The sequence below is a fragment of the Rhodococcus sp. NBC_00297 genome (genome assembly GCF_036173065.1).
In the GTDB taxonomy this organism is placed as follows: domain Bacteria; phylum Actinomycetota; class Actinomycetes; order Mycobacteriales; family Mycobacteriaceae; genus Rhodococcoides.
Genome location: NZ_CP108041.1, coordinates 4,103,248 through 4,123,218 on the forward strand (window position 1 = coordinate 4,103,248; position 19,971 = coordinate 4,123,218).

General features: G+C 69.1%; 21 protein-coding genes and 1 tRNA gene. 13 read left to right on the forward strand and 9 right to left on the reverse strand.

The genetic code is table 11. The features are described 5' to 3' along the window. Positions 1–18 precede the first annotated feature (18 nt). Positions 19–258: a hypothetical protein gene (locus OG947_RS19395; protein WP_027505874.1), complete on the reverse strand. Its 240-nt coding sequence runs from the start codon at positions 256–258 to the stop codon at positions 19–21. Between the two features lie 141 nt (positions 259–399). Here OG947_RS19395 and OG947_RS19400 point away from each other — a divergent pair, with 141 nt between their 5' ends. Continuing rightward, on the forward strand, positions 400–834 hold the full coding sequence (locus OG947_RS19400; protein WP_027505875.1) for a nitroreductase family deazaflavin-dependent oxidoreductase: 435 nt from the start codon (positions 400–402) through the stop codon (positions 832–834). A gap of 85 nt (positions 835–919) precedes the next feature. After that, positions 920–2,251, forward strand: a complete 1,332-nt coding sequence (gene ilvA / locus OG947_RS19405; protein WP_027505876.1) for a threonine ammonia-lyase IlvA — start codon at positions 920–922, stop codon at positions 2,249–2,251. A gap of 1 nt (position 2,252) precedes the next feature. On the opposite strand, the gene OG947_RS19410 is transcribed toward ilvA, so the two are convergent. Then, positions 2,253–2,819: a TetR/AcrR family transcriptional regulator gene (locus OG947_RS19410; protein WP_056446231.1), complete on the reverse strand. Its 567-nt coding sequence runs from the start codon at positions 2,817–2,819 to the stop codon at positions 2,253–2,255. 89 nt (positions 2,820–2,908) lie between these two features. Between OG947_RS19410 and OG947_RS19415 the strand changes: the two genes are divergently transcribed. Continuing rightward, positions 2,909–4,513 carry an MFS transporter gene (locus tag OG947_RS19415; protein WP_328812658.1) on the forward strand — a complete coding sequence of 535 codons (1,605 nt, stop codon included), beginning with the start codon at positions 2,909–2,911 and terminating at the stop codon, positions 4,511–4,513. Here OG947_RS19415 and treZ read toward each other — a convergent pair. Beyond that, positions 4,489–6,267 carry a malto-oligosyltrehalose trehalohydrolase gene (gene treZ, locus OG947_RS19420; RefSeq protein ID WP_328812659.1) on the reverse strand — a complete coding sequence of 593 codons (1,779 nt, stop codon included), beginning with the start codon at positions 6,265–6,267 and terminating at the stop codon, positions 4,489–4,491. The two genes, OG947_RS19415 and treZ, sit on opposite strands and share 25 nt — an antisense overlap. 114 nt (positions 6,268–6,381) lie before the next feature. Here treZ and OG947_RS19425 point away from each other — a divergent pair, with 114 nt between their 5' ends. The 3 genes from OG947_RS19425 (at position 6,382) to OG947_RS19435 (ending at position 10,129) form a co-directional block, all read left to right on the forward strand. Then, positions 6,382–7,056, forward strand: coding sequence for an LON peptidase substrate-binding domain-containing protein (locus OG947_RS19425; RefSeq protein ID WP_222637780.1), 675 nt, complete (start codon positions 6,382–6,384; stop codon positions 7,054–7,056). A gap of 110 nt (positions 7,057–7,166) precedes the next feature. Beyond that, positions 7,167–8,807 carry a phosphoglucomutase (alpha-D-glucose-1,6-bisphosphate-dependent) gene (pgm, locus tag OG947_RS19430; RefSeq protein ID WP_328812660.1) on the forward strand — a complete coding sequence of 547 codons (1,641 nt, stop codon included), beginning with the start codon at positions 7,167–7,169 and terminating at the stop codon, positions 8,805–8,807. Then, positions 8,804–10,129: an MFS transporter gene (locus tag OG947_RS19435; protein WP_328812661.1), complete on the forward strand. Its 1,326-nt coding sequence runs from the start codon at positions 8,804–8,806 to the stop codon at positions 10,127–10,129. The genes pgm and OG947_RS19435 overlap by 4 nt, the downstream gene beginning before the upstream one ends. Here OG947_RS19435 and OG947_RS19440 read toward each other — a convergent pair. Beyond that, positions 10,070–10,822 (reverse strand): VIT1/CCC1 transporter family protein, encoded by a 753-nt coding sequence (locus OG947_RS19440; RefSeq protein WP_442973137.1) that lies wholly within the window; start codon positions 10,820–10,822, stop codon positions 10,070–10,072. The genes OG947_RS19435 and OG947_RS19440 overlap by 60 nt on opposite strands. 111 nt (positions 10,823–10,933) lie before the next feature. Between OG947_RS19440 and OG947_RS19445 the strand changes: the two genes are divergently transcribed. Both OG947_RS19445 and OG947_RS19450 read left to right on the forward strand, forming a co-directional pair. After that, a complete protein-coding gene (locus OG947_RS19445; RefSeq protein ID WP_027505882.1) occupies positions 10,934–11,692 on the forward strand; it encodes a DsbA family protein in 759 nt (252 codons plus the stop codon). Between the two features lie 93 nt (positions 11,693–11,785). Next, positions 11,786–11,858, forward strand: a tRNA-Ala gene (locus tag OG947_RS19450). Between the two features lie 85 nt (positions 11,859–11,943). On the opposite strand, the gene OG947_RS19455 is transcribed toward OG947_RS19450, so the two are convergent. Then, positions 11,944–12,288, reverse strand: coding sequence for a histone-like nucleoid-structuring protein Lsr2 (locus OG947_RS19455; RefSeq protein ID WP_027505883.1), 345 nt, complete (start codon positions 12,286–12,288; stop codon positions 11,944–11,946). A gap of 288 nt (positions 12,289–12,576) precedes the next feature. On the opposite strand from OG947_RS19455, the gene OG947_RS19460 reads away from it, so the two are divergent. Together OG947_RS19460 and OG947_RS19465 are read left to right on the forward strand one after the other, a co-directional pair. Continuing rightward, positions 12,577–13,377, forward strand: coding sequence for an N-acetylmuramoyl-L-alanine amidase (locus tag OG947_RS19460; protein WP_222637776.1), 801 nt, complete (start codon positions 12,577–12,579; stop codon positions 13,375–13,377). Positions 13,378–13,509: 132 nt separating this feature from the next. Then, entirely contained in the window at positions 13,510–14,517 is a 1,008-nt protein-coding gene (locus OG947_RS19465; RefSeq protein WP_328812662.1) for a CobW family GTP-binding protein, read from the forward strand. Here OG947_RS19465 and OG947_RS19470 read toward each other — a convergent pair. Genes OG947_RS19470 through OG947_RS19480 form a run of 3 tightly spaced genes read right to left on the reverse strand, consistent with a single transcriptional unit; the run spans position 14,514 to position 17,148 of the window. After that, positions 14,514–14,927, reverse strand: a complete 414-nt coding sequence (locus tag OG947_RS19470; protein WP_328812663.1) for a molybdenum cofactor biosynthesis protein MoaE — start codon at positions 14,925–14,927, stop codon at positions 14,514–14,516. The two genes, OG947_RS19465 and OG947_RS19470, sit on opposite strands and share 4 nt — an antisense overlap. Then, a complete protein-coding gene (moaCB, locus tag OG947_RS19475) occupies positions 14,924–15,946 on the reverse strand; it encodes a bifunctional molybdenum cofactor biosynthesis protein MoaC/MoaB (RefSeq protein WP_285185367.1) in 1,023 nt (340 codons plus the stop codon). The genes OG947_RS19470 and moaCB overlap by 4 nt, the downstream gene beginning before the upstream one ends. Then, positions 15,943–17,148 carry a molybdopterin molybdotransferase MoeA gene (locus tag OG947_RS19480; RefSeq protein WP_328812664.1) on the reverse strand — a complete coding sequence of 402 codons (1,206 nt, stop codon included), beginning with the start codon at positions 17,146–17,148 and terminating at the stop codon, positions 15,943–15,945. The genes moaCB and OG947_RS19480 overlap by 4 nt, the downstream gene beginning before the upstream one ends. Before the next feature lie 89 nt (positions 17,149–17,237). On the opposite strand from OG947_RS19480, the gene moaA reads away from it, so the two are divergent. The 3 genes from moaA to OG947_RS19495 are packed head-to-tail and all read left to right on the forward strand — an operon-like array spanning position 17,238 to position 19,310. Continuing rightward, entirely contained in the window at positions 17,238–18,302 is a 1,065-nt protein-coding gene (gene moaA, locus OG947_RS19485) for a GTP 3',8-cyclase MoaA (RefSeq protein ID WP_222630637.1), read from the forward strand. A gap of 4 nt (positions 18,303–18,306) precedes the next feature. Next, on the forward strand, positions 18,307–18,552 hold the full coding sequence (locus OG947_RS19490) for a MoaD/ThiS family protein (RefSeq protein ID WP_231476463.1): 246 nt from the start codon (positions 18,307–18,309) through the stop codon (positions 18,550–18,552). Between the two features lie 2 nt (positions 18,553–18,554). Then, positions 18,555–19,310: a fructosamine kinase family protein gene (locus tag OG947_RS19495; protein WP_222630639.1), complete on the forward strand. Its 756-nt coding sequence runs from the start codon at positions 18,555–18,557 to the stop codon at positions 19,308–19,310. 2 nt (positions 19,311–19,312) lie between these two features. On the opposite strand, the gene OG947_RS19500 is transcribed toward OG947_RS19495, so the two are convergent. After that, entirely contained in the window at positions 19,313–19,909 is a 597-nt protein-coding gene (locus OG947_RS19500; RefSeq protein ID WP_027507050.1) for a TetR/AcrR family transcriptional regulator, read from the reverse strand. Positions 19,910–19,971: the final 62 nt, after the last annotated feature.

The window sequence follows — 19,971 nt, forward strand, 5'->3', positions numbered from 1 at the left end:
GTCGGTGTCTGTCCGTGATCAGTGTCGGGTGCGGAACCGCTCGGTCGCGCCGAGGGCCCACCACAGCGTCACGCCGACAGCGGCGGAGGTGAGGACTGCCGTCTGCATGCTGACTGTCAGTGCGAGAGCGGCGAAGAGGATGACGGCGACCATGATGCTCTCGAGCTTGTAGAGCGGCCAGTCGGTGCCGGCCACGTCCACGGTACGAACGCTCGTCGAGTGCCGCGGGCGTGTGAACTGCAGGTCGACCGTGGTCATATTCGCCTCCCGAACCATTCGTGTTCCGTGTGCCGTGCGTTGGTCCCCAGGCTACACGTACATGGAAGTTAGGGCGACCGAAACCTCCTGATCACCCTGCGGATGGTTGCCGGAGACCGCCGAGGTGTGTGTACTGGGATCATGCCGCTGCACGGAGAGTACGAGCCGAGTCCGTCCACCTGGGCCGCCGATCAGGCCGACCTGTACGAGAGCTCGGGAGGGACCGAGGGCACCGAGATGCGGGGGATGCCCGTCATCCTCCTCACGACCATCGGGAACAAGACGGGCAAGCTCCGTCGGACCCCTCTGATGCGCGTGGAGCACGACGGTGCGTACGCCGCCGTCGCGTCGCTCGGCGGCGCGCCGAAACACCCCGTCTGGTACTTCAACGTGCTCGCGAACCCCCACGTCGAACTGCGGGACAAGACCGAGAAGTGGGACATGGTCGCGCGCGAGGTCCACGGCGAGGAGAAGGCGCAGTGGTGGGAGCGCGCGGTCGCGGCCTACCCCGACTACGCGGACTACCAGAAGAAGACCGACCGCGAGATCCCTGTCTTCGTGCTCGAGCGGGCCTGAGCGCAGATTCGTCACCCCCGCAGGCGGCCGCTCCGCAGGTGAGGGTGGGTCGGTGGTCGTCGCACCACCGTGGCAGCATGTCCGTGTGACCGAGACGACGAGCCGTACCGACGCCGCTGCGCCGACCGCAGACGACATCGATGCCGCGGCCGTCCGGCTGCGGGACGTGGCCACCCGCACCCCGCTCGAGTTCTGCGAGCGGTTGTCCGAGCAGACGGGTGCGCGGATCCACCTCAAGCGCGAGGATCTCCAGCGCGTGCGCTCGTACAAGTTGCGCGGCGCGTACAACCTCATGCTGCAACTCGACGACGACGAGCGTGCGGTCGGTGTCGTGGCGGCGAGCGCCGGCAATCACGCGCAGGGTGTCGCGTTCGCGTGCCGGGCGCTCGGCATCCGCGGTCGCATCTACGTGCCGACCAACACCCCGAAGCAGAAGCGCGATCGCATCGCCTTCCACGGCGGCGACATGGTGCAGGTCATCAGCGTCGGTTCCACCTTCGATGCGGCCGCGGCGGCCGCCCTCGCCGACGTCCGCACCACCGGTGCCACCATCGTGCCGCCGTTCGACGACCCGAGAACCGTGGCGGGACAGGGAACCATCGCCGCGGAGATCCTGGAGCAACTCGGTGCCGCTCCGGACGTCGTCGTGGTCGCGGTGGGCGGTGGTGGGTGCATGACGGGCATGTCGGCGTACCTCGCCGAGCGGTCGCCGAACACCTCCGTCGTCGGTGCGGAACCCACCGGCGCCGCATCCATGGCGGCGGCGCTCATGGCCGGCGGCCCCGTCACACTCGACGAGATCGACCCGTTCGTCGACGGCGCCGCCGTGCGCCGGATCGGCGATCTCCCGTACCGGGTCGTGTCGTCGCTCGGCGCGACCGTCGCCTCGCATGCCTCGGTGACGGTCGGTGCGGGCCACGACGGACGCGGGTCGGTGGTGGTCACGCAGGTGGACGAGGGTGCCATCTGCACCGCGATGCTGGATCTCTACCAGAGTGAGGGCATCATCGCCGAACCCGCCGGAGCGCTGTCGGTGGCCGCGCTGTCGCAGATCGACATCCCGGCCGGCTCGTCCGTCGTGTGCCTGATCTCGGGCGGTAACAACGACGTCTCGCGCTACGGGGAGATTCTCGAACGGTCGCTCGTGCACAAGGGGCTCAAGCACTACTTCCTCGTCGATTTCCCGCAGGAGCCGGGCGCACTGCGCACGTTCCTCGACGTCGTTCTCGGTCCGGAGGACGACGTGACGCTGTTCGAGTACGTCAAGCGCAACAATCGCGAGACGGGTGCCGCGCTGGTGGGTATCGAGCTCGGTTCGGCCGCGGGCCTGTCGTCCCTCCTCGAGCGGATGGAGACGTCGCCGATGCACGTCGAGCATCTCGAGCCCGGGTCTCCCGCATACCGCTACCTGACCTGAGTCATCCGGCCGACCCCTGACCGCTCGGGTCGACACTGCTCGAACCGCCACCGAGGAGCCGTTCGACCACGTCACGGTGCAGGTCGGGCGGTGTGTGGGGGAGGCCGAGCAGCGCGGCGAGATAGATGCCGTCGCCCACCAGCCGCACGATCTCGGCCTGCACCGGATCGGTCACCTCGCGCTGCAGCGCGCGGTCCCACATGCCCATGACGTCGATGACGGCCTGCTGCACCTCGCCGGGTCTGCCGTCGATGCTGCGCAGCGCGGCGAGAGTGGAGCGGTAGAGCGCCACCTCCTCGGCGGACGAGGCGTCCGGTGGCTGGAGATACCACTGCGCCAGCGAGGTGCCGGCGGCCTCCGCCTCGACGCGTTGGACGTCGGATCGTTCACCGAGGCGACGCACCAGCGCGGCCATCATCGCGTCCTTGCTGGGGAAGTGGTACAGCAGACCACCTTTCGAGACGCCGGCCCGAGAGGCCACCGCCTCGAGGGTGGCCTTGTCCGCGCCGTCGTCGAGGAGCAGCGTCTCGAGGGCGTCCAGGATGCGGTCGCGTGTGTCGGCTGCCATGACACGCACTGTACCGGCCGGACGGTTGTTGCTACGCTGTCGGTGTCCGTCGACTGTACCGTCCGGACGGTAAACGAAAGAGGTGTCTCGTGTCCGTGTCCCCGGCAGCGTCCGTGCAGCCGAATCCCGACGATCTCGTACCGGCCGGCGCCACCCGCCGCGACTGGCTCGGTCTGGTGGTGCTGGCCGGTGCCGTGATGCTCATCGCCGTCGACGGCACCGTCCTCGACATCGCGCTGCCGTTCCTCAGCGCGGATCTCCGCCCGAGCAGCACCGAGCTGCTGTGGATCATCGACGTCTACTCGTTCGTCCTCGCCGGCCTGCTGGTCACCATGGGCACTGTCGGCGACCGCATCGGACGACGGCGGTTGCTCCTGATCGGCGCGGTCGGCTTCGGGCTGTCCTCGGTGCTCGCCGCCTTCGCGGTCGACCCCGCGATGATGATCGCGGCCCGTGTGCTGCAGGGAATCTCGGGTGCCACGTTGATGCCCGCCACCCTGGGCCTGATCCGCACGATGTTCCAGGTGCGGCGTGAACGCACGCTCGCGATCGGTGTCTGGGGTGCCATGGCTGGCGGCGGCGCGGCGGCGGGTCCTCTGGTGGGCGGGTGGCTTCTCGAGCACTTCTGGTGGGGCTCGGTCTTCCTGATCAACGTGCCGATCATGATCGCGCTGGTCGTCGTCGGTCCGTTCACCATCCCGGAGTCCAAGGATCCGGAACCGGGCCGATTCGACGTACCCAGCGCCGCGCTGTCGATCCTGGCCATCGTTCCCGTCGTCTACGCGATCAAGGAGACCGCCGCTCACGGGCCGCACCCGTCGATGATTCCGGTCGCGCTGGTCGGTCTGGCCGCGGGCACCGTCTTCGTCCGCCGGCAGGGCCGACTCGCCGCTCCGATGATCGACCTGACGCTGTTCGCGCAGCGTCGCTTCTCGACGGCCGTCGCGACGAACCTGCTGTCCGTCTTCGCGCTGGCGGGAGTCCTGTTCTTCGGCTCGCAGTACCTGCAGTCGGTTCTCGGCACGTCCCCTCTGGAGGCCGGTCTGATCATGCTGCCGGGAACGGCGACGAGCATCGTCGCGTCGCTCGCCGCCGCACATCTCGTACGCCGCTGGGAGGCGGGCACCGTTCTCGCCGTGGGACTCGGGGTCTCCGCGGCGGGGGCACTGCTCCTGACACGTCTCGGTCAGACCGACGGCATCGCCGTGTTCATGGCGTCGTTCGTCCTGGTCGGTGTCGGCGCTGGCCTCGCGCTGACGCTGACGTCGGATCTGGTGGTCGCCTCGGTTCCCGCGCCGCGCGCCGGCGCAGCGTCCGCGATCTCCGAGACGGCGTACGAACTCGGGATCGCTCTCGGCGTCGCGTTGCTCGGTTCGGTGGTGATGGCCGTGTTCCGTGGCGGTATCGACACGTCGGCGCTCGACCCGGACACCGCGTCGGGTGCCCGCGAGACCATCGGCGAGGCGGTCTCGCTCGCGCGGACGCTACCGGCGGAACTCGGTGACGCTCTGACCAGTTCGGCCGGCGCCGCCTTCGTCGACGGGATGCACGTCGCGGCGGTGGCCACCGCGATCGTGCTCGCCGCCAACGCTCTCCTCGTGGCTCTGGCTCTGCGTGGCTCGCACGCCGGCGACGCGCGGGCCGAGCCGGAAAGTCACTCCAGCGGAACTCACTCCAGCACGACGAAGGAGTGACCCGGAACGGTCGTCGCCGACGCGGTCGCGTTCGGCGTCGGCTCGTCCCACCACAGCAGCGGTGAGCCGCCCACCGGCACTGTCACCGGCGAGTCGGTGAGGTTGCACGCGATGCTCAGACCACGGCCCGCGGTGGGGTGCGCCCGGTGGATCACGATCCATCGGGCGTCCTCGTCGTAGTCGACGTGCACGCCGGTCAACCACGGGTTCGTGATTTCGGTGCGCTGGGCGCGCAACGCCAGAAGTGCTCGGTAGCAGTCGAGTAGGCGGGCGTGATCGCCCTCGGTGACCTCGTCCCAGTTCAGCTTCGAGTTCTCGAACGTCGCGGGATCCTGCGGGTCGGGGATGTCCTCGCTGTCCCACCCGTGGGACGCGAACTCGGCCTTGCGGCCCTTCGCGGTGGCCTCACCCAGCTCGGGTTCGGGATGGGAGGTGAAGAACTGGAACGGGGTGGAGGCGTCGAACTCCTCACCCATGAAGAGCATCGGGGTGAAGGGGGACAACAGGATCAGCGCCGCCTTGACCGCCAGCTGCCCCGGCGTGAGTGAGAAGCCGGGACGATCGCCGATTGCGCGGTTGCCCACCTGATCGTGCGTCGTGGTGTACGCGACGAGCGAGCTCGCCGGGAGCACCCGTCGGTCCAGGGGTCGACCGTGCACGCGGCCACGGAAGGTCGAATACGTCCCGGCGTGGAAGAAGCCCTGCGTGATGGTGGTCGCGAGGCACTGCATCGAGCCGAAGTCACCGAAGTAGCCCTGACGTTCGCCGGACACCGCTGCGTGCACGGCATGGTGGACGTCGTCGTCCCACTGGGCAGTGAGGCCGTACCCGCCGCCCGCTCGGGGAGTGATGAGCGTCGGGTCGTTGAGGTCACTCTCCGCGACCAGGCTCAGGGGTCGACCGACGTGCGCCGACAGGGCCTCGGTCTCCACGGCGAGCTGCTCGAGGATGTGGGTGGCCGTGGTGTCGGCCAGGGCGTGCACCGCATCGAGACGGAGCGCGTCCACGTGGAACTGCTCGAACCACCGCAGTGCGTTGTCGATGATGTAGCGCCGCACCGTGTCCGACTCCGCGCCGGCCACGTTGACCGTCTGTCCCCAGGAGTTCGCACCCTCGGACATGTACGGGCCGAACTTCTCGAGGTAGTTGCCTGACGGACCCAGGTGGTTGTAGACCACGTCGAGCGTGACGGCCAGCCCCCGGGCGTGGCAGGCGTCGACGAACCGCTGGAAACCTTCCGGACCGCCGTAGCCCTCGTGGACGGTGTACCAGAGGACGCCGTCGTAGCCCCAGTTGTGTGTCCCGTTGAAACCGTTGACGGGCATGACCTCCACGAACGTCACGCCGAGGTCGACGAGGTGATCGAGTCGGTCGATCGCCGCGTCGAACGTCCCCTCCGCGGTGAAGGTGCCGATGTGCAGTTCGTACAGCACGCCGCCCGCCAGCGGGCGACCCGTCCACGCGTCGTCGGTCCACGCGAAGGTGTCCGCGGAGTACAGCGCCGACGCCTCGTGCACGCCGTCCGGCTGCCGCGGCGAGCGCGGATCCGGGATCACCGCATCGTCGTCGTCCAGGACGAAGCCGTACCGGGCACCGTCGGCGGCGGGCACCTCGGCGCTCCACCACCCGTCCTTCTCGGTCATCGGGTGCAGGTCGCCGTCGAGGTGCAGTCGGACCCGTTCGGGTGTGGGTGCCCAGACCGCGAACGTCCGGGGTCCAGTGGTGCGGGAAGCGGCGCGAACCGGAGTGCTCATGGACGCATCCTTACCCAGTAGCCGGGCCACCGACACCGGACCGGCGGGGGAGTTGCACCACACCCGGGTCGTCGGGTTCTGTCGCGGTGGTCGCGGTGAGTGCATGCTGGTGGTGTGGACGACGACATGCACGCCCGGTCCGACGACATCTACGAGCTCCCGATGTTCCCGCTCGGCTCGGTGGTACTTCCGGGGGACGACGTGCCGTTGCACGTGTTCGAGCCCCGCTACCGCGCGATGGTGCAGCACTGCCTGGACACCGAGTCGCACTTCGGGGTGGCGCTCATCGAGCGAGGCCACGAGGTCGGCGGCGGGGACGTGCGCGGCGTGGCCGCAGTGTCGACCCGGATCGACCGCGCCCTCCCCACACCGGACGGGCGCTTCGTGCTCGAGTGCCGCGGAGTCGACCGGATCCGCGTGCTGGAGTGGCTGCCGGACGATCCGTACCCGCGGGCGCGTGTCACCGCCTGGCCCGATCTCCCGGCGGGCGACGAGTCGCTGGACGAGGTGTACGACCTCGTGCAGGAGCGCACCGACCGGCTGTTCGAGATCCTGACCGGCATCGCACGCTCGCGTGATCTGCCCACACCCGAGGCGCCGCGTGTCGACGCGGACGGAACGCGCTCCGGCGCCGAGGTCTGGGAGTTCGCGTCGTCCCTGCCGCTCGGCTCGTCCGATCGCGCGAAGGTGCTCGCGGCAGAAACGGTCGGACGACGACTCCACGTCCTCGCGACCGCTCTCGAGGACGTCATCGCGATCGCCGAGTTCTCCGCGCTGCCCGATCTCTGACCGTCCGACGACGCGGTCGGGGTCTCGATCCGACAGTCGTGGTCCGCGGTCGTTGCTCGCCCACTAGGGTTCTCGGGGCGGGGGTACGCAATCGACACAGGAGGACCCGAGTGGCTCACGAGCGAGCGGGACAACGGGCACAGGCATCGGATCTGGTCGATCTGTCGCATCTGGTGACGGCCTACTACAGCGTGAAGCCGGACGTCGAGAATCCCGATCAGCAGGTGGTCTTCGGTACCTCCGGACATCGTGGATCGTCCCTGGACGGCGCCTTCAACGAAGACCACATCGTGGCCACGACACAGGCCATCGTGGAGTACCGGTCCGCGCAGGGCACCACGGGACCGCTCTTCCTCGGTCGCGACACCCACGCGCTCTCCGAGCCCGCGTGGGTCACCGCCGTGGAAGTTCTCGCCGCCAACGACGTTGCGGTGCTGGTGGATTCGGCAGACCGCTACACGCCCACCCCGGCGGTGAGCCACGCGATCCTGCGTCACAATGCCTCGGGTCCGTCGGTGCTCGCGGACGGCATCGTCGTCACGCCGTCCCACAACCCGCCGCGCGACGGCGGTTTCAAGTACAACCCGCCGAACGGTGGACCCGCCGACAGCGACGCCACCTCCGTGATCGCGGCGCGCGCCAACGAGATCCTGCGCTCCGGTGTGTCGTCCGTGAAGCGCGTGTCCCTGGCGTCGGCACTGGCCGGGTCCGTGCAGAAGTACGACTTCCTCACCACCTACGTCGACGATCTCCCGTCCGTCGTCGACATCGATGCCATCCGGTCCGCGGGTGTGCGCATCGGCGCCGATCCGCTGGGCGGTGCGAGCGTCGACTACTGGGCGGCGATCGCCGAGCGGCACCGCCTCGATCTGACCGTGGTCAACCCGCTCGTCGACGCGACATGGCGGTTCATGACCCTGGACACCGACGGCAAGATCCGGATGGACTGCTCGTCGCCCAACGCGATGGCGTCGTTGATCGGCGCCCGGCACGACTACGACGTGTCGACGGGCAACGACGCCGATGCGGACCGGCACGGCATCGTCACCCCCGACGGCGGACTGATGAACCCGAACCACTACCTCGCGGTGGCGATCGACTACCTGTTCTCGCACCGGCCGGGATGGCCCGCCGAGGCGGCGGTCGGCAAGACCCTCGTCAGTTCCTCGATGATCGACCGCGTCGTGGCCTCGCTCGGTCGCGCCCTGCTCGAGGTGCCCGTGGGGTTCAAGTGGTTCGTGCCCGGTCTCGTCTCCGGTGAGATCGGGTTCGGCGGCGAGGAGAGCGCCGGCGCCTCGTTCCTGCGGACGGACGGATCCGTCTGGACCACCGACAAGGACGGCATCATCCTGGCCCTGCTCGCCTCCGAGATCACCGCGGTGACCGGGAAGACACCGTCGACCCGCTACCGGGAGCTCACCGAGCAGTTCGGTGACCCGTCCTACGCACGCACCGATGCGCCCGCGACGCGCGAGCAGAAGGCCGTGTTGGCGAAGCTGTCGGCGGAGCAGGTCACCGCGACCACCCTGGCGGGGGAGGACATCACCGCCACGCTCACCTCGGCTCCCGGCAACGGGGCGGCTCTGGGCGGACTCAAGGTCACCACGGACAGCGCCTGGTTCGCCGCTCGGCCGTCGGGTACGGAGGACGTCTACAAGATCTACGCCGAGTCCTTCCGCGGTGCGGATCACCTCGCCGAGGTGCAGAGCGCCGCACGCGATCTCGTGTCGTCCGTCCTGACCGGGGAGTGAGCGCCGCAGCAGGGGCCGGTGCCGGGACGCGGGGGACCGCCCCCGATCCCACCCGCGACATCTGGATCCTCGTCTCGGCCGCGTTCGTCATCGCACTCGGCTTCGGCATCGTCGCGCCCGCGCTCCCGGGGTTCGCGCTCGCCTTCGGGGTCGACGAGTTCGCGGTCACCGTCATCATCAGTGCCTTCGCGGCGACACGGCTGATCTTCGCGCCCGCCAGCGGATCGCTCGTGCAGCGCATCGGCGAGCGCCGGGTCTACCTCACCGGTCTCGTCGTCGTCGCGGTGTCGACCGGGTTGTGCGCACTGGCCCAGACGTACTGGCAACTCCTCCTCTTCCGGTCGCTCGGCGGTATCGGGTCCACCATGTTCACCGTGTCCGCGCTGGGACTGCTCATCCGGATCGCCCCGCCCGATCGCCGCGGGCGCGTCTCCGGCATGTACGCGTCGAGCTTCCTGGCCGGCACAGTCCTGGGCCCGTTCGTGGGCGGCATCGTGCTCGGTGTCGGAGGTCTGCGGGCGCCGTTCGTCTTCTACGCCGTGACGCTGGTCGCGGCCGCCGCCGTCGTCGCGGTGGGCCTGCGAACACCCGCCGCGACCACCGATGCCGATCGGGACGCGGCGGTGGTGCTGCGGTTCGCCGACGCCCTGCGCTCCCCGACGTACCGGTCGGCCCTGCTGTCCAACTTCGCCAACGGATGGGCGGTGTTCGGCGTGCGCACGGCCATCGTGCCGCTGTTCGTCGTCGCCGCGCTCGGACGCAGCGATTCCATGGCCGCCGTGGCCCTCGCGGTGTTCGCGGTGGGCAACGCGGTGGTGTTGGTGCCGGCGGGGCGATGGTCCGATCGGTACGGGCGCAAGCCGTTCCTCGTCGCCGGGCTCCTGCTGTGCGGCGCATCGACCGCGACCATGGGCATCTCGGGATCGACGGAGGTGTTCCTCGTGATCACCTTCGTCGCCGGGCTCGGGTCCGGGCTGATCACGCCGACCCAGCAGGCGGCGGTGGCCGACATGATCGGCTCCCGCGCCCGCGGAGGCCCCGTCCTCGCCGCATTCCAGATGGCCATGGACGTGGGCTCGGTCATCGGGCCGCTGGTCGCCGGTGTACTCGTGACGGAACTCTCCTACGCGGCCGCGTTCGGGACCTCGGGTGCCATCCTGCTGATCGCCGCGGTCGGCTGGATGGTGGTACCCGACACGCGGTCCGGGCGGGTGTCGCTGACCGGGAAGCCCAGCGCGGTGACGATCGATCCGGACGGCGTCTCAGGCGGTGCCGACACCGATGAGGGATCCGACGGCGTAGGTCGCCGCGACGGCGAGTGAGCCGAACAGTAGTTGGCGGAGCGCTCCGACGACGGTCGACCGCGAGGTGAAGTGTGCGGCGAGCGCGCCCGCGATCATGAGGCCCACGGCGCCGCACGCGAGCCCGAGGGCGAGGACGTCCGACCCCAGCAGGAACGGAATGATCGGAATGATCGCGCCGATCGAGAACAGGACGAAGGACGATCCGGCCGCCACCCACGGTGACGGCTTCTCGGTGGGGTCGACACCCAACTCCCGCGAGATGTGCAGATCCACGGCACGATCGGCGTCCGTGTGGATCTCGCGCGCGGCGACCGTGGCCGTCTCGGTCGACATGCCCATGTCGGTGAGCATGCCCACCAACTCCGCCTGTTCGGCCTCCGGGTACTTCGTGAACGCGGCGCGCTCGGTGCTCACCTCGGCATCGATCTGCTCGTTCTGCGTGGACACGGACGTGAACTCGCCGAGTGCCATCGAGAACGCCCCCGCGACGAGGCCGGCGATGCCGCTGAGGACCAGCGTGTGCGTCGAGACGCCCGCACCGCCGACACCCGCGATGAGCGAGGTGTTGGTCACCAGTCCGTCCATGGCCCCGAACGTGGCGGCCCGGAGCCAGCCTCCCGAGACGTCGGCGTGAGTGTGATCGATGTCGTGGGGCAGGCCGGGCCCTCCCTCGACGGGCACGGCGGACGCCTGCGGATCACGGGGCTCGATGTGGGTCACGGGGCGAATGTACGCGCGCCGGAACGTCTCTACCAGCAAGCATTGGCATACCTGACATCCAGTTCTCAGCACACTGTCAGTCGCGCGTGACACAGTATTCGCGTGAATGCCTCGAAATCGTCGTCATCGAAATCGTCGAGCAAGTACACGCCACAGAAGTCGTCGAGCACGTCGACCTATGTTCTGGGCGGTCTCGCTCTCCTGGTCATCGCGGCCGTCGTCATCGGCGGAGTGTTGTGGCAGAACTCCCGCAGCCAGCCGCGCGCCGACGGATACGGGTCCGTGCAGAATGCGGCGGTCACCTCCTCGGTCGACGACGACGGCGTGGTGCGGCTGGGTCTCCCGGAGGCGACACGCACGGTCGACATCTATGAGGACGCGATGTGCCCGTACTGCGCCGAGTTGGAGAACACCTACGGCCAGGAACTCGCGCAGAAGATCGACGAGGGCACCATCGCGGTGCGCTATCACATGCTCGACTTCCTGAATCAGTTGTCGCCCAGCGGTGACTACAGCACCCGTGCGGCCGCCGCATCGCAGTGCGTCGCCGCCACGGGCGACGGGCCCGCCTACTCCGCATTCCACTCGGCCCTGTTCTCGCCGGACTTCCAGCCGGAGGAGAAGGGCAGCGCGGACCACACCGCCGACGAGCTCGCCGCCCGCGCCACGGAGGCGGGAGCCTCCGACGAGGCGGCACAGTGCATCACCGACGGAACGCGAGTGGCGGACGCCGCCACCGACGCTGCGACGGGCAGCGCGGCGCTCGCAGCTGCCGGTGCGCGAGGCACTCCCACCGTCATCGTGGACGGCGCGATCGTCGACACCACCACCAACTCCGCCTGGGTGTCCGATCTCGGCTGACGCTGATTTGGACCTCGTCGAACCGATGGTGTAACTTCGGTCGAGCGTTCTTCGAGCGGTGCGAAACACTCTTTCTCACGGTCAGAAGAGCACGGGGCTATGGCGCAGCTGGTAGCGCACCACACTGGCAGTGTGGGGGTCAGGGGTTCGAGTCCCCTTAGCTCCACCGAGTAACAGCTCCACCGAAGTAGGCAGATACGCGAAAGGCCCCGTACCGGTCAGGTACGGGGCCTTTCGCGTGTGACGTGGTGTCAGTGCGCTGCGTCGTACGCGCTCTGCACCTCGGAGGGAATGCGCCCGCGGCTCGACACCGTGAATCCCGCGTCCACGGCCCATTCGCGCACGGCCCTGGTCTGTTCGGGACTGCGTCGTCCCATCGGTTTCGTGCTGCGTCGTCCGCTGTGCGTTCCGGCCGACACCTTCGCCGCGTGCTCGATGTAATAGCCCAGAACACGTCGGAACTCGGCGGCATTGTCGGGCCCGAGGTCGATCTCGTAGTGCGTGCCGTCGACCGCGAACGTGATGTGTTCGCCGTCGTCCTCGAGAGGTGTTCTGTCGATGTCGTCGACCAGCTGAACAACGACCTTCTTCGCCATGTCTTCTGCTTTCGTCGCTGAGCTCGGTTAATCACGCTTTGCCGAGACCATACCGTGTGAACCGCCCTTCCAATTCGGTCGGGGGCGCCGCGAAACACGTCATTTTCTCGGGGCGCGGAGCCATTGTGCACGGATATCGCGATTCACGCTGTCCGGACTCGCGAACGGTCACGACGGGGTCACGGACGGCTACCGATCATCACACGTTCAACCAATTCGCCGTGCCATTCTTGGAAATCGCGAGAAAATCGTGTTGGCGCACGTGCGCCGAGGTGGGAAGTGGGGCGTATGCGATCGTCGGTTGCACGACACTGTGGTGTCTCGATCCTCGCGGTCGCACTGGTCTCCGTGGCGGTCCCGCCGGGGGCCGCTGCGATCCCGGTGACACCGGACGCACCGCTCGCGGGCACCGTGATCTTCCTCGATCCCGGACACCAGGGAACGGGCCACGAGGAGAACCTCGCAGCGCAGGTGGACGACGGCCGGGGCGGTACGAAGGACTGCCAGACGAGCGGGATGACGGCGCTCGGCGGAACGCCGGAACACACCATCGTCTGGGACGTGTCGCAACTGGTGGCCTCGCGCCTCGAGAGTCTGGGTGCCGAGATCGTGCTGAGCCGGCCGGACGACACGGGATGGGGTGGGTGCATCACCGACCGTGCGCGAGCGGCGAGTGCATCGGGCGCCGCGGTGGCGGTGAGTGTTCACGCCGACTCCACCTCACTCCGGTCCGACGACGCGCATCACGGATTCCACGTCATCGTCCCGGCGCTGCCGGTGCCGTCCGCCGACGTCGACGAGGTGCAGTCCGGTGAGGGACGGCGTGCATCCACCGCCATGCGGGACGCGTACGAGCGAGCCGGATTCACACCGGCGAACTATGCGGGGGTGGACGGGCTGCAGGTGCGATCCGACGTGGCCGCCCCCGCTCTCACGACCGTCCCCGTCGTCTTCCTCGAGATGGGCAACGGGTCGAACCCGTCGGATGCCGCAGAGCTCGAGAGTGCTGAGGGTCGCGCGTCCCATGCGGCGGCGATCGCGACCGGGATCGTGGATTTCGTGGCGGGAAGGCCGGAGGCCGGTCGGTGAGGGCGGGAAGGCCGGAGGCCGGTCGGTAGGGGCTGGGAGGCCGGAGGCCGGAGGCCGGTCGGTAGGGGCGGGAAGGCCGGAGGCCGGTCGGTAGGGGCGGGGAGGCTGAATCGGCTGACGTACCCTGACGCGGTGTCTCGCAGCGCTGTTCCGGTCGTTCTCGTCGCCGGGTACCTCGGATCCGGTAAGACGACGTTGCTCAACCATCTCCTCCGCCGAAATCACGGCATTCGAATCGGTGTGGTGGTCAACGACTTCGGCGCCGTGGACATCGACTCGATGCTGGTCGCCGGGCAGGTCGACTCGATGATCACCCTGGGCAACGGCTGTCTGTGTTGCGCCGTCGACACCGAGGATCTCGACGAGATGTTCGGAGCCCTCACCGCGACCAGTGCCGCCGTCGACGCGATCGTCGTCGAGGCCAGCGGTGTGGCGGAGCCGCGTACTCTCATCAGGATGGTCGTCGCGAGCACCGACTCGCGGATCCGGTACGGCGGCATGGTGATGGTCGTGGACGCCCTGCACGTGCTCGAGTCGACGGCCCGGCACCAGCACCTCGCTCAGCATCTCGGTCTCGCCGACCTGGTGGTGGTGAACAAAGCGGATGCGGTGGGACCCGGACGCATCGACGAGGTGCTCACGCTGGTGCGCGACGCGGCTCCCGCTGCCCCAACGGTGGTGACGTCGCACGGAGCCGTGGACGTGTCGCTCCTTCTCGATCCGCCGAAGCGGCCCGACGACGAGCCCCGGCAACTCGCCCTCGACGATCTGTTGCGGGAGCAGGACGATCCCCACGACCACCTGCACGCGAGTTACGAGACGTTCAGCGTCGAGACCAGCGACTGCCTCGATCCGCGGGCGTTCTTCGAGTTCCTCGAGAACCCGCCGCCGGGGCTGTACAGATCCAAGGGATTTGTTCGATTCGGACGTGGCGCGGCGCGATTCGTCGTCCAGACGGTCGGCGTCCACATCGACGTCGAGACCGCCTCGTCCCGCGGAGACACCGCACTGGTCTTCATCGGCTCGGGACTCGACGTCGCGGCGGCGCGTTCCCGGATCGAGGCGATGATCCGCACCGAGAGTGCGACCGACGCAGAGTCACTCGTGGTGCACAGGTTCCTGCGCACCGGCGACCGCTAGAGCCCCACCCACTCGCTGGTGCCGCCGGGGAACTGCTGGCGCTTCCAGATCGGCACCTCGGTCTTGATGCGATCGACCAACGCCTGCAACGCTGCGAATGCTTCGGCGCGATGGGGAGACGCGACCGCGGCGACGAGAGCGGTGTCACCGATCGTCAGGTCGCCGACGCGGTGCACGGCCGCCGTCGGCAGGCCGGACGACGCGGCCGCGTCCTCGCAGCAGCGACGCAGGAACTTCTCGGCGTCGGGGTGGGCTCGGTACTCGAGTGCCGACACCGACTCGCCGTGGTCGTGGTCGCGGACGACTCCCCAGAACACCAGCACGGCACCGTGTTCAGGACCCGAGACGGCGTCGGAGACCTCCCCCGGATCGATCGGATCGCTCGAGATCCGGGCGAGAACCGTTGTCATTCGTGAGCACCGCCTCCGCGTACCTGGGCGACGAGATGGTCCACGATTGGATCCAGCACCGTCAGTCCGTCCTTCACTCCGCCTGGTGATCCGGGCAGGTTCACGATCACTGTCTTCCCAGCGACGCCCACCAACCCGCGGCTGATCGAGGCGTGCACGGTGGCTGCCAGTCCCGTACGTCGGATCTCCTCCGCGACGCCGGGTAGTTCGCGGTCGAGCAGTGGCCGGGTGGCGTCGGGTGTGGCGTCGGTGGGGGAGACGCCCGTGCCGCCGGTGCTGATGATCAGGGCGGGTCCGCCGGTGAGGGCGTCTCGTAAGCCCGCGGCCACGTCGGCGTCTGCCACCACGAGAGGCCCCCGAACGTCGAAACCGCGGTCACCGAGCCACGACACGATGCGCGGTCCCGTGGTGTCCTCGCGCGTCCCGGCTGCGCCGCCGGTGGACGCGACGACGACGACCGCAGTTCGATCACCGAGAGGCGTTGCTGTGGAGGAGGTGTCGGGCTGGTGGTCGTCGCGCGTCCACACGCCGCGCTTGCCACCCTCCTTGCGGATCAGACGCACCGACTCGATCGACGCTGCCGGATCCACGGCCTTGACCATGTCGTGCAGCGTGAGCCCGGCGATGGACACCGCCGTCAGTGCTTCCATCTCGACGCCCGTCCGCCCGGTCGTGACGGCTGTGGCCTCTATCGTGATCGTGTCGTCGGTGAAGCCGAAGGACACCGCGACCGAGGACAGCGGAAGCGGATGGCACAGCGGAATGAGATCGGACGTCCGCTTCGCTCCGGCGATGCCGGCGATGCGCGCGGTCGACAGGACATCGGCCTTCGGCATGCCGTCGGCACGCACCAGGGCGATCACGTCCCGAGTCGTCCGTAGGGACCCGGCGGCGACCGCGGTGCGCGTGGTCTCGCTCTTCCCGCTGACGTCGACCATGCGGGCCCGGCCGTCGGAGTCCAGGTGCGAGAGCCCAGTGGAGGAACTCCCGGATGAGTGCGCAGCGGATGAATCGTTCACAGCGGCCACACTCGCACACTGTTGCCCGCGGGCACCTCGACGGTGTCCGCGGGGACGTCGACCAGGACATCCGCGGCGGCCATCGACACCACCAGGTGCGACCCCGGTCCGGACGACACCACGACGCCGGTCTCCGTGAGTCGGCCCCGCAGGAACTGACGCCGTCCGGGCAGGGATCGGACTGCCTCGTCGGCGATGCGCTCGGTGACGGTCGCGTCGGGGAGGCCCGAGAGCCTCCGGATCGCTGGACGGGCGAAGACGAGGTAGGACACCAGGGTGCTCACGGGATTGCCGGGGAAGCTGATCACCGGGGTGCCGTCGAGGTCGGTCCACCCCTGCGGCCCACCGGGCTGCATCGCGACGTGGGTGAAGGTTCCCCCGCGGGGGCCGAGCACGTCCCGGACCACCTCGAAGTCGCCCATCGACACACCCCCCGAGGTGATGATCACGTCCGCGTTCTCGGCGGCCTCGGACAGCATCGCGGAGAACTCGTCGGCGGTGTCGGTACTGCGGCCGCGGAACGTCACCACGGCGCCGTCCGCGGTCACCGAGGTCGCGAGCGTGAGACCGTTCGAGTCGTACAGCTGACCGGGTCCGAGTGCACTGCCCGCCTCGACGAGTTCGGCGCCGGTCGCGATGACCGCGACCCGCAGCCGGGGGCGGACGGTGACGTCGGATCGGCCGACGGCCGTGAGAGCGCCGAGGTGACGGGGGCCGAGCGTCGTGCCGGCCGGGACGACGACCGACCCCGCCGCGATGTCGCTGCCCTGCTCCCGCACGTACTCACCCGAGCGCCGTGAGCCGAGGATGCGGACACCGTCCCCGTCCATCTCGGTGTCCTCGACGGGGATCACCGCGTCGGCGCCCTCGGGTACCGGAGCGCCGGTCATGATCTTGCGTGCCGTGCCCGACCGATGCCGTTCGTCCCCGGCATCGCCGGCGGCGAGAACGCCGGTGACCGGCAGTGTGACCGGTACGCGGGCAACCGATTCCGCGTCGACCGCGTATCCGTCCATCTGGGAGTTCCGGAAGTTGGGGACGTCGATGAGGGCCTCGATGTCCGCGTGCGTCACGCGGCCGAGCGCATCGGTGAGCGGAACCGTCTCCGGGGGGCGAGCGGACCACGCGCGGGTGATCATCTCGTCGATCCGAACGGCGTGATCCTCGACCGAGCGTGCCGACGTCGTGTGCGCATGGCCCATGCGGTCATCCTAGAGCGGGAATGAGGACGGTCGGGTTCCCGTTGCCCCGAACGGGCATACTGACGTGAACGGCGAGTGGAGGTGATCGAATGACGACGGTGAGCATGGGAATTCCCAGCCTGCCCGGTGTCGTGCGCGCGCCGTCCATGGTCGGCCGTCCGGACGTTCCGCACCTGCTGGACAGTTTCGGTCGCATCGCGCGGGACCTGCGCATCTCGGTCACCGAGAAGTGCTCGCTGCGATGCACCTACTGCATGCCGGCCGAGGGGCTGCCGAACCTGGAGTTCGAACAACTGCTCACTGCGCAGGAGATCGCCCGCCTCGTCGGCGTCGCCGATCGACTCCTCGGTGTGCGCGAGGTCCGCTTCACCGGCGGCGAGCCGTTGGTCCGCAAGGACATCGTGGACATCATCGCCCTGACCTCTCAGCACGCACCCGGTGTCGAACTGTCGATGACCACCAACGGCATCGGCCTCGAACGCCGAGCGGAGCGTCTTCGCGAGGCGGGTCTGACCCGGGTCAACGTCTCTCTCGACACGATCGACCGCAAGCACTTCGCATCGTTGACCCGGCGGGACCGGTTGCCCGCCGTGCTCGGCGGCATCGACGGGGCCCTGGCGGCCGGACTGACGCCGGTCAAGATCAACGCCGTTCTCATGCGCGAGACTCTGCACGGCGCTCAGGACCTGGTGCAGTGGTGCCTGGACCGAGGTGTCGATCTGCGGTTCATCGAGCAGATGCCGCTCGACGCCGACCGGGAGTGGGCGCGCTCGACGATGGTGTCGGCGGCGGAACTGCTCGATCTGCTCGGGGAGCGGTTCACGCTCACCGAGATCGGCCGCACCGATCCGTCCGCGCCCGCCGAGGAGTGGACCGTGAACGGTGGCCCCGCCACGGTGGGCATCATCGCCTCGGTCACCCGGTCCTTCTGCGCCGACTGCGACCGGACCCGGTTGACGGCGGAGGGGACCGTGCGGTCCTGCCTGTTCAGCGACTCCGAGACCGATCTGCGGGTGGCGTTGCGCGGGGGTGCGACCGACGAGGAGATCGCGGACCTCTGGCGTGGAGCGATGTGGAACAAGTGGGCCGGCCACGGGATGGAACGTGAGGACTTCGTGCCGCCGGAACGCTCGATGGGTGCCATCGGTGGTTGAGTCCGTGACTGTGGACGTGCGGTACTTCGCGGGGGCCGCGGACGCTGCGGGCACCACGCAGGAGTCGTACGACCTGAGGGTCGGCGCGACCGTGGCGGACGTGAAGTCGGCGCTGCGTGGACGCCACGGGCAGAAATTGAATCGTGTGCTGGACGTGGCGGTGTTCCTCATCGGCGACGAGATGGTCCGCGACGAGGCCTACCCCGTCGGTTCCCGGATCGACGTCCTCCCGCCCTTCGCCGGCGGCTAGAGATGGCGTTCGTCAAACGGCGTGAGGACGCGCATCCCGACTTCTTCGCCGCCGAGGCTGCAGGTCTGCGGTGGCTCGCCGACGGGGGAGCGCCTACGGTCGACGTCCTCGAGGTCGCGGCCGACCACATCGTTCTCGAACGCCTCGACTCCGTCCGGCCGACGCCGGACGCTGCTCGCCGCTTCGGCGCACTGCTCGCCCGCACCCACGACAGCGGTGCCCCCCGGTTCGGCTCGCCGCCTGCAGGTTTCGACGGAACGCTGTTCATCGGATCGCGCACCATGTCGTCGGTGGAGCACGACCGCTGGGGTGAGTTCTACGCGCAGGAACGGGTGCTGCCGTATCTCCGTGTCGCGGTCGACGCCGGCACGGTCACGCGGGACGAGGCCGACCTCGTGGAGCGTGCCTGCTCCGTCGTCGCGGACGGGTCGTTCGACTCGACCGACCCTCCGGCGCGTCTGCACGGCGACCTGTGGACCGGCAACGTGCTCTGGACGCCCGGCGGCGTGACGCTCATCGACCCCGCGGCGCACGGCGGACACCGCGAGACGGACCTCGCGATGCTGTCTCTCTTCGGCTGTCCGCACCTCGAGCACCTTCTCGACGGCTATCAGGAGCAGCACGAGCTCGCTCCGGGTGCCGAGGAACGGGTGCCTCTGCATCAGCTGCATCCCCTCGCCGTGCACGCGGCGGGTCACGGCCGGAGCTACGGCGTGGCACTGGCCGACGCCGCGACGCGAACCCTCGCGCTGGCCTGAGGTCAGGCGGAGGCGATGCGGCGGGCGAGATCCTCCCAGCCGTCGGCGAGGCGCTCGGTGGTCATTCCGGCGTCGCGTTGCAGGTGCAGCACCAGAGTGGCCTCGAGCGGGGCGAGCAGCGCGTAGGCCAGCAACGTGACATCACCCGACACGCCGATCTGCCGCAGCAGTGTGCTCACGTGGGTCAGGCCGACGGCGTGGGCGGGCGCGGAGAAGCGCGAGACGGGCGAGTTCTCGGCTGCCCGCAGCACCTCACCCTGCACGGCGACCAGGTCGAGGCGGGCACGGCCGAACGCGACGAGTCGATCGAGCGGTGGTGCGCCGGGGCCCAGCGGGGGAGGACCGAAGAGGAAGGCCTGTTGGAGTTCGGTCTCGGTGTGGTCCAGAAGAGCGAACATCAGACCCGCACGACTGCCGAACCGACGGAACACGGTGCCCTTGCCCACACCTGCGCGGGCTGCCACGGCGTCCATGGTGACGGAGTCCGCTCCGCGCTCGTCGACCAGCCCGATCGCGGCGTCGAGGAGCAGACGGCGGTTGCGCGCGGCGTCGCAGCGCTCGCTGTCGTCGGCCGCCATCGGCAGAGGGGCATGTGTCACACCGTCAGGATAGCGCGTCACGGAAGAAAGTGGACTACGGTCCGGTTGTAGATCACGGACAC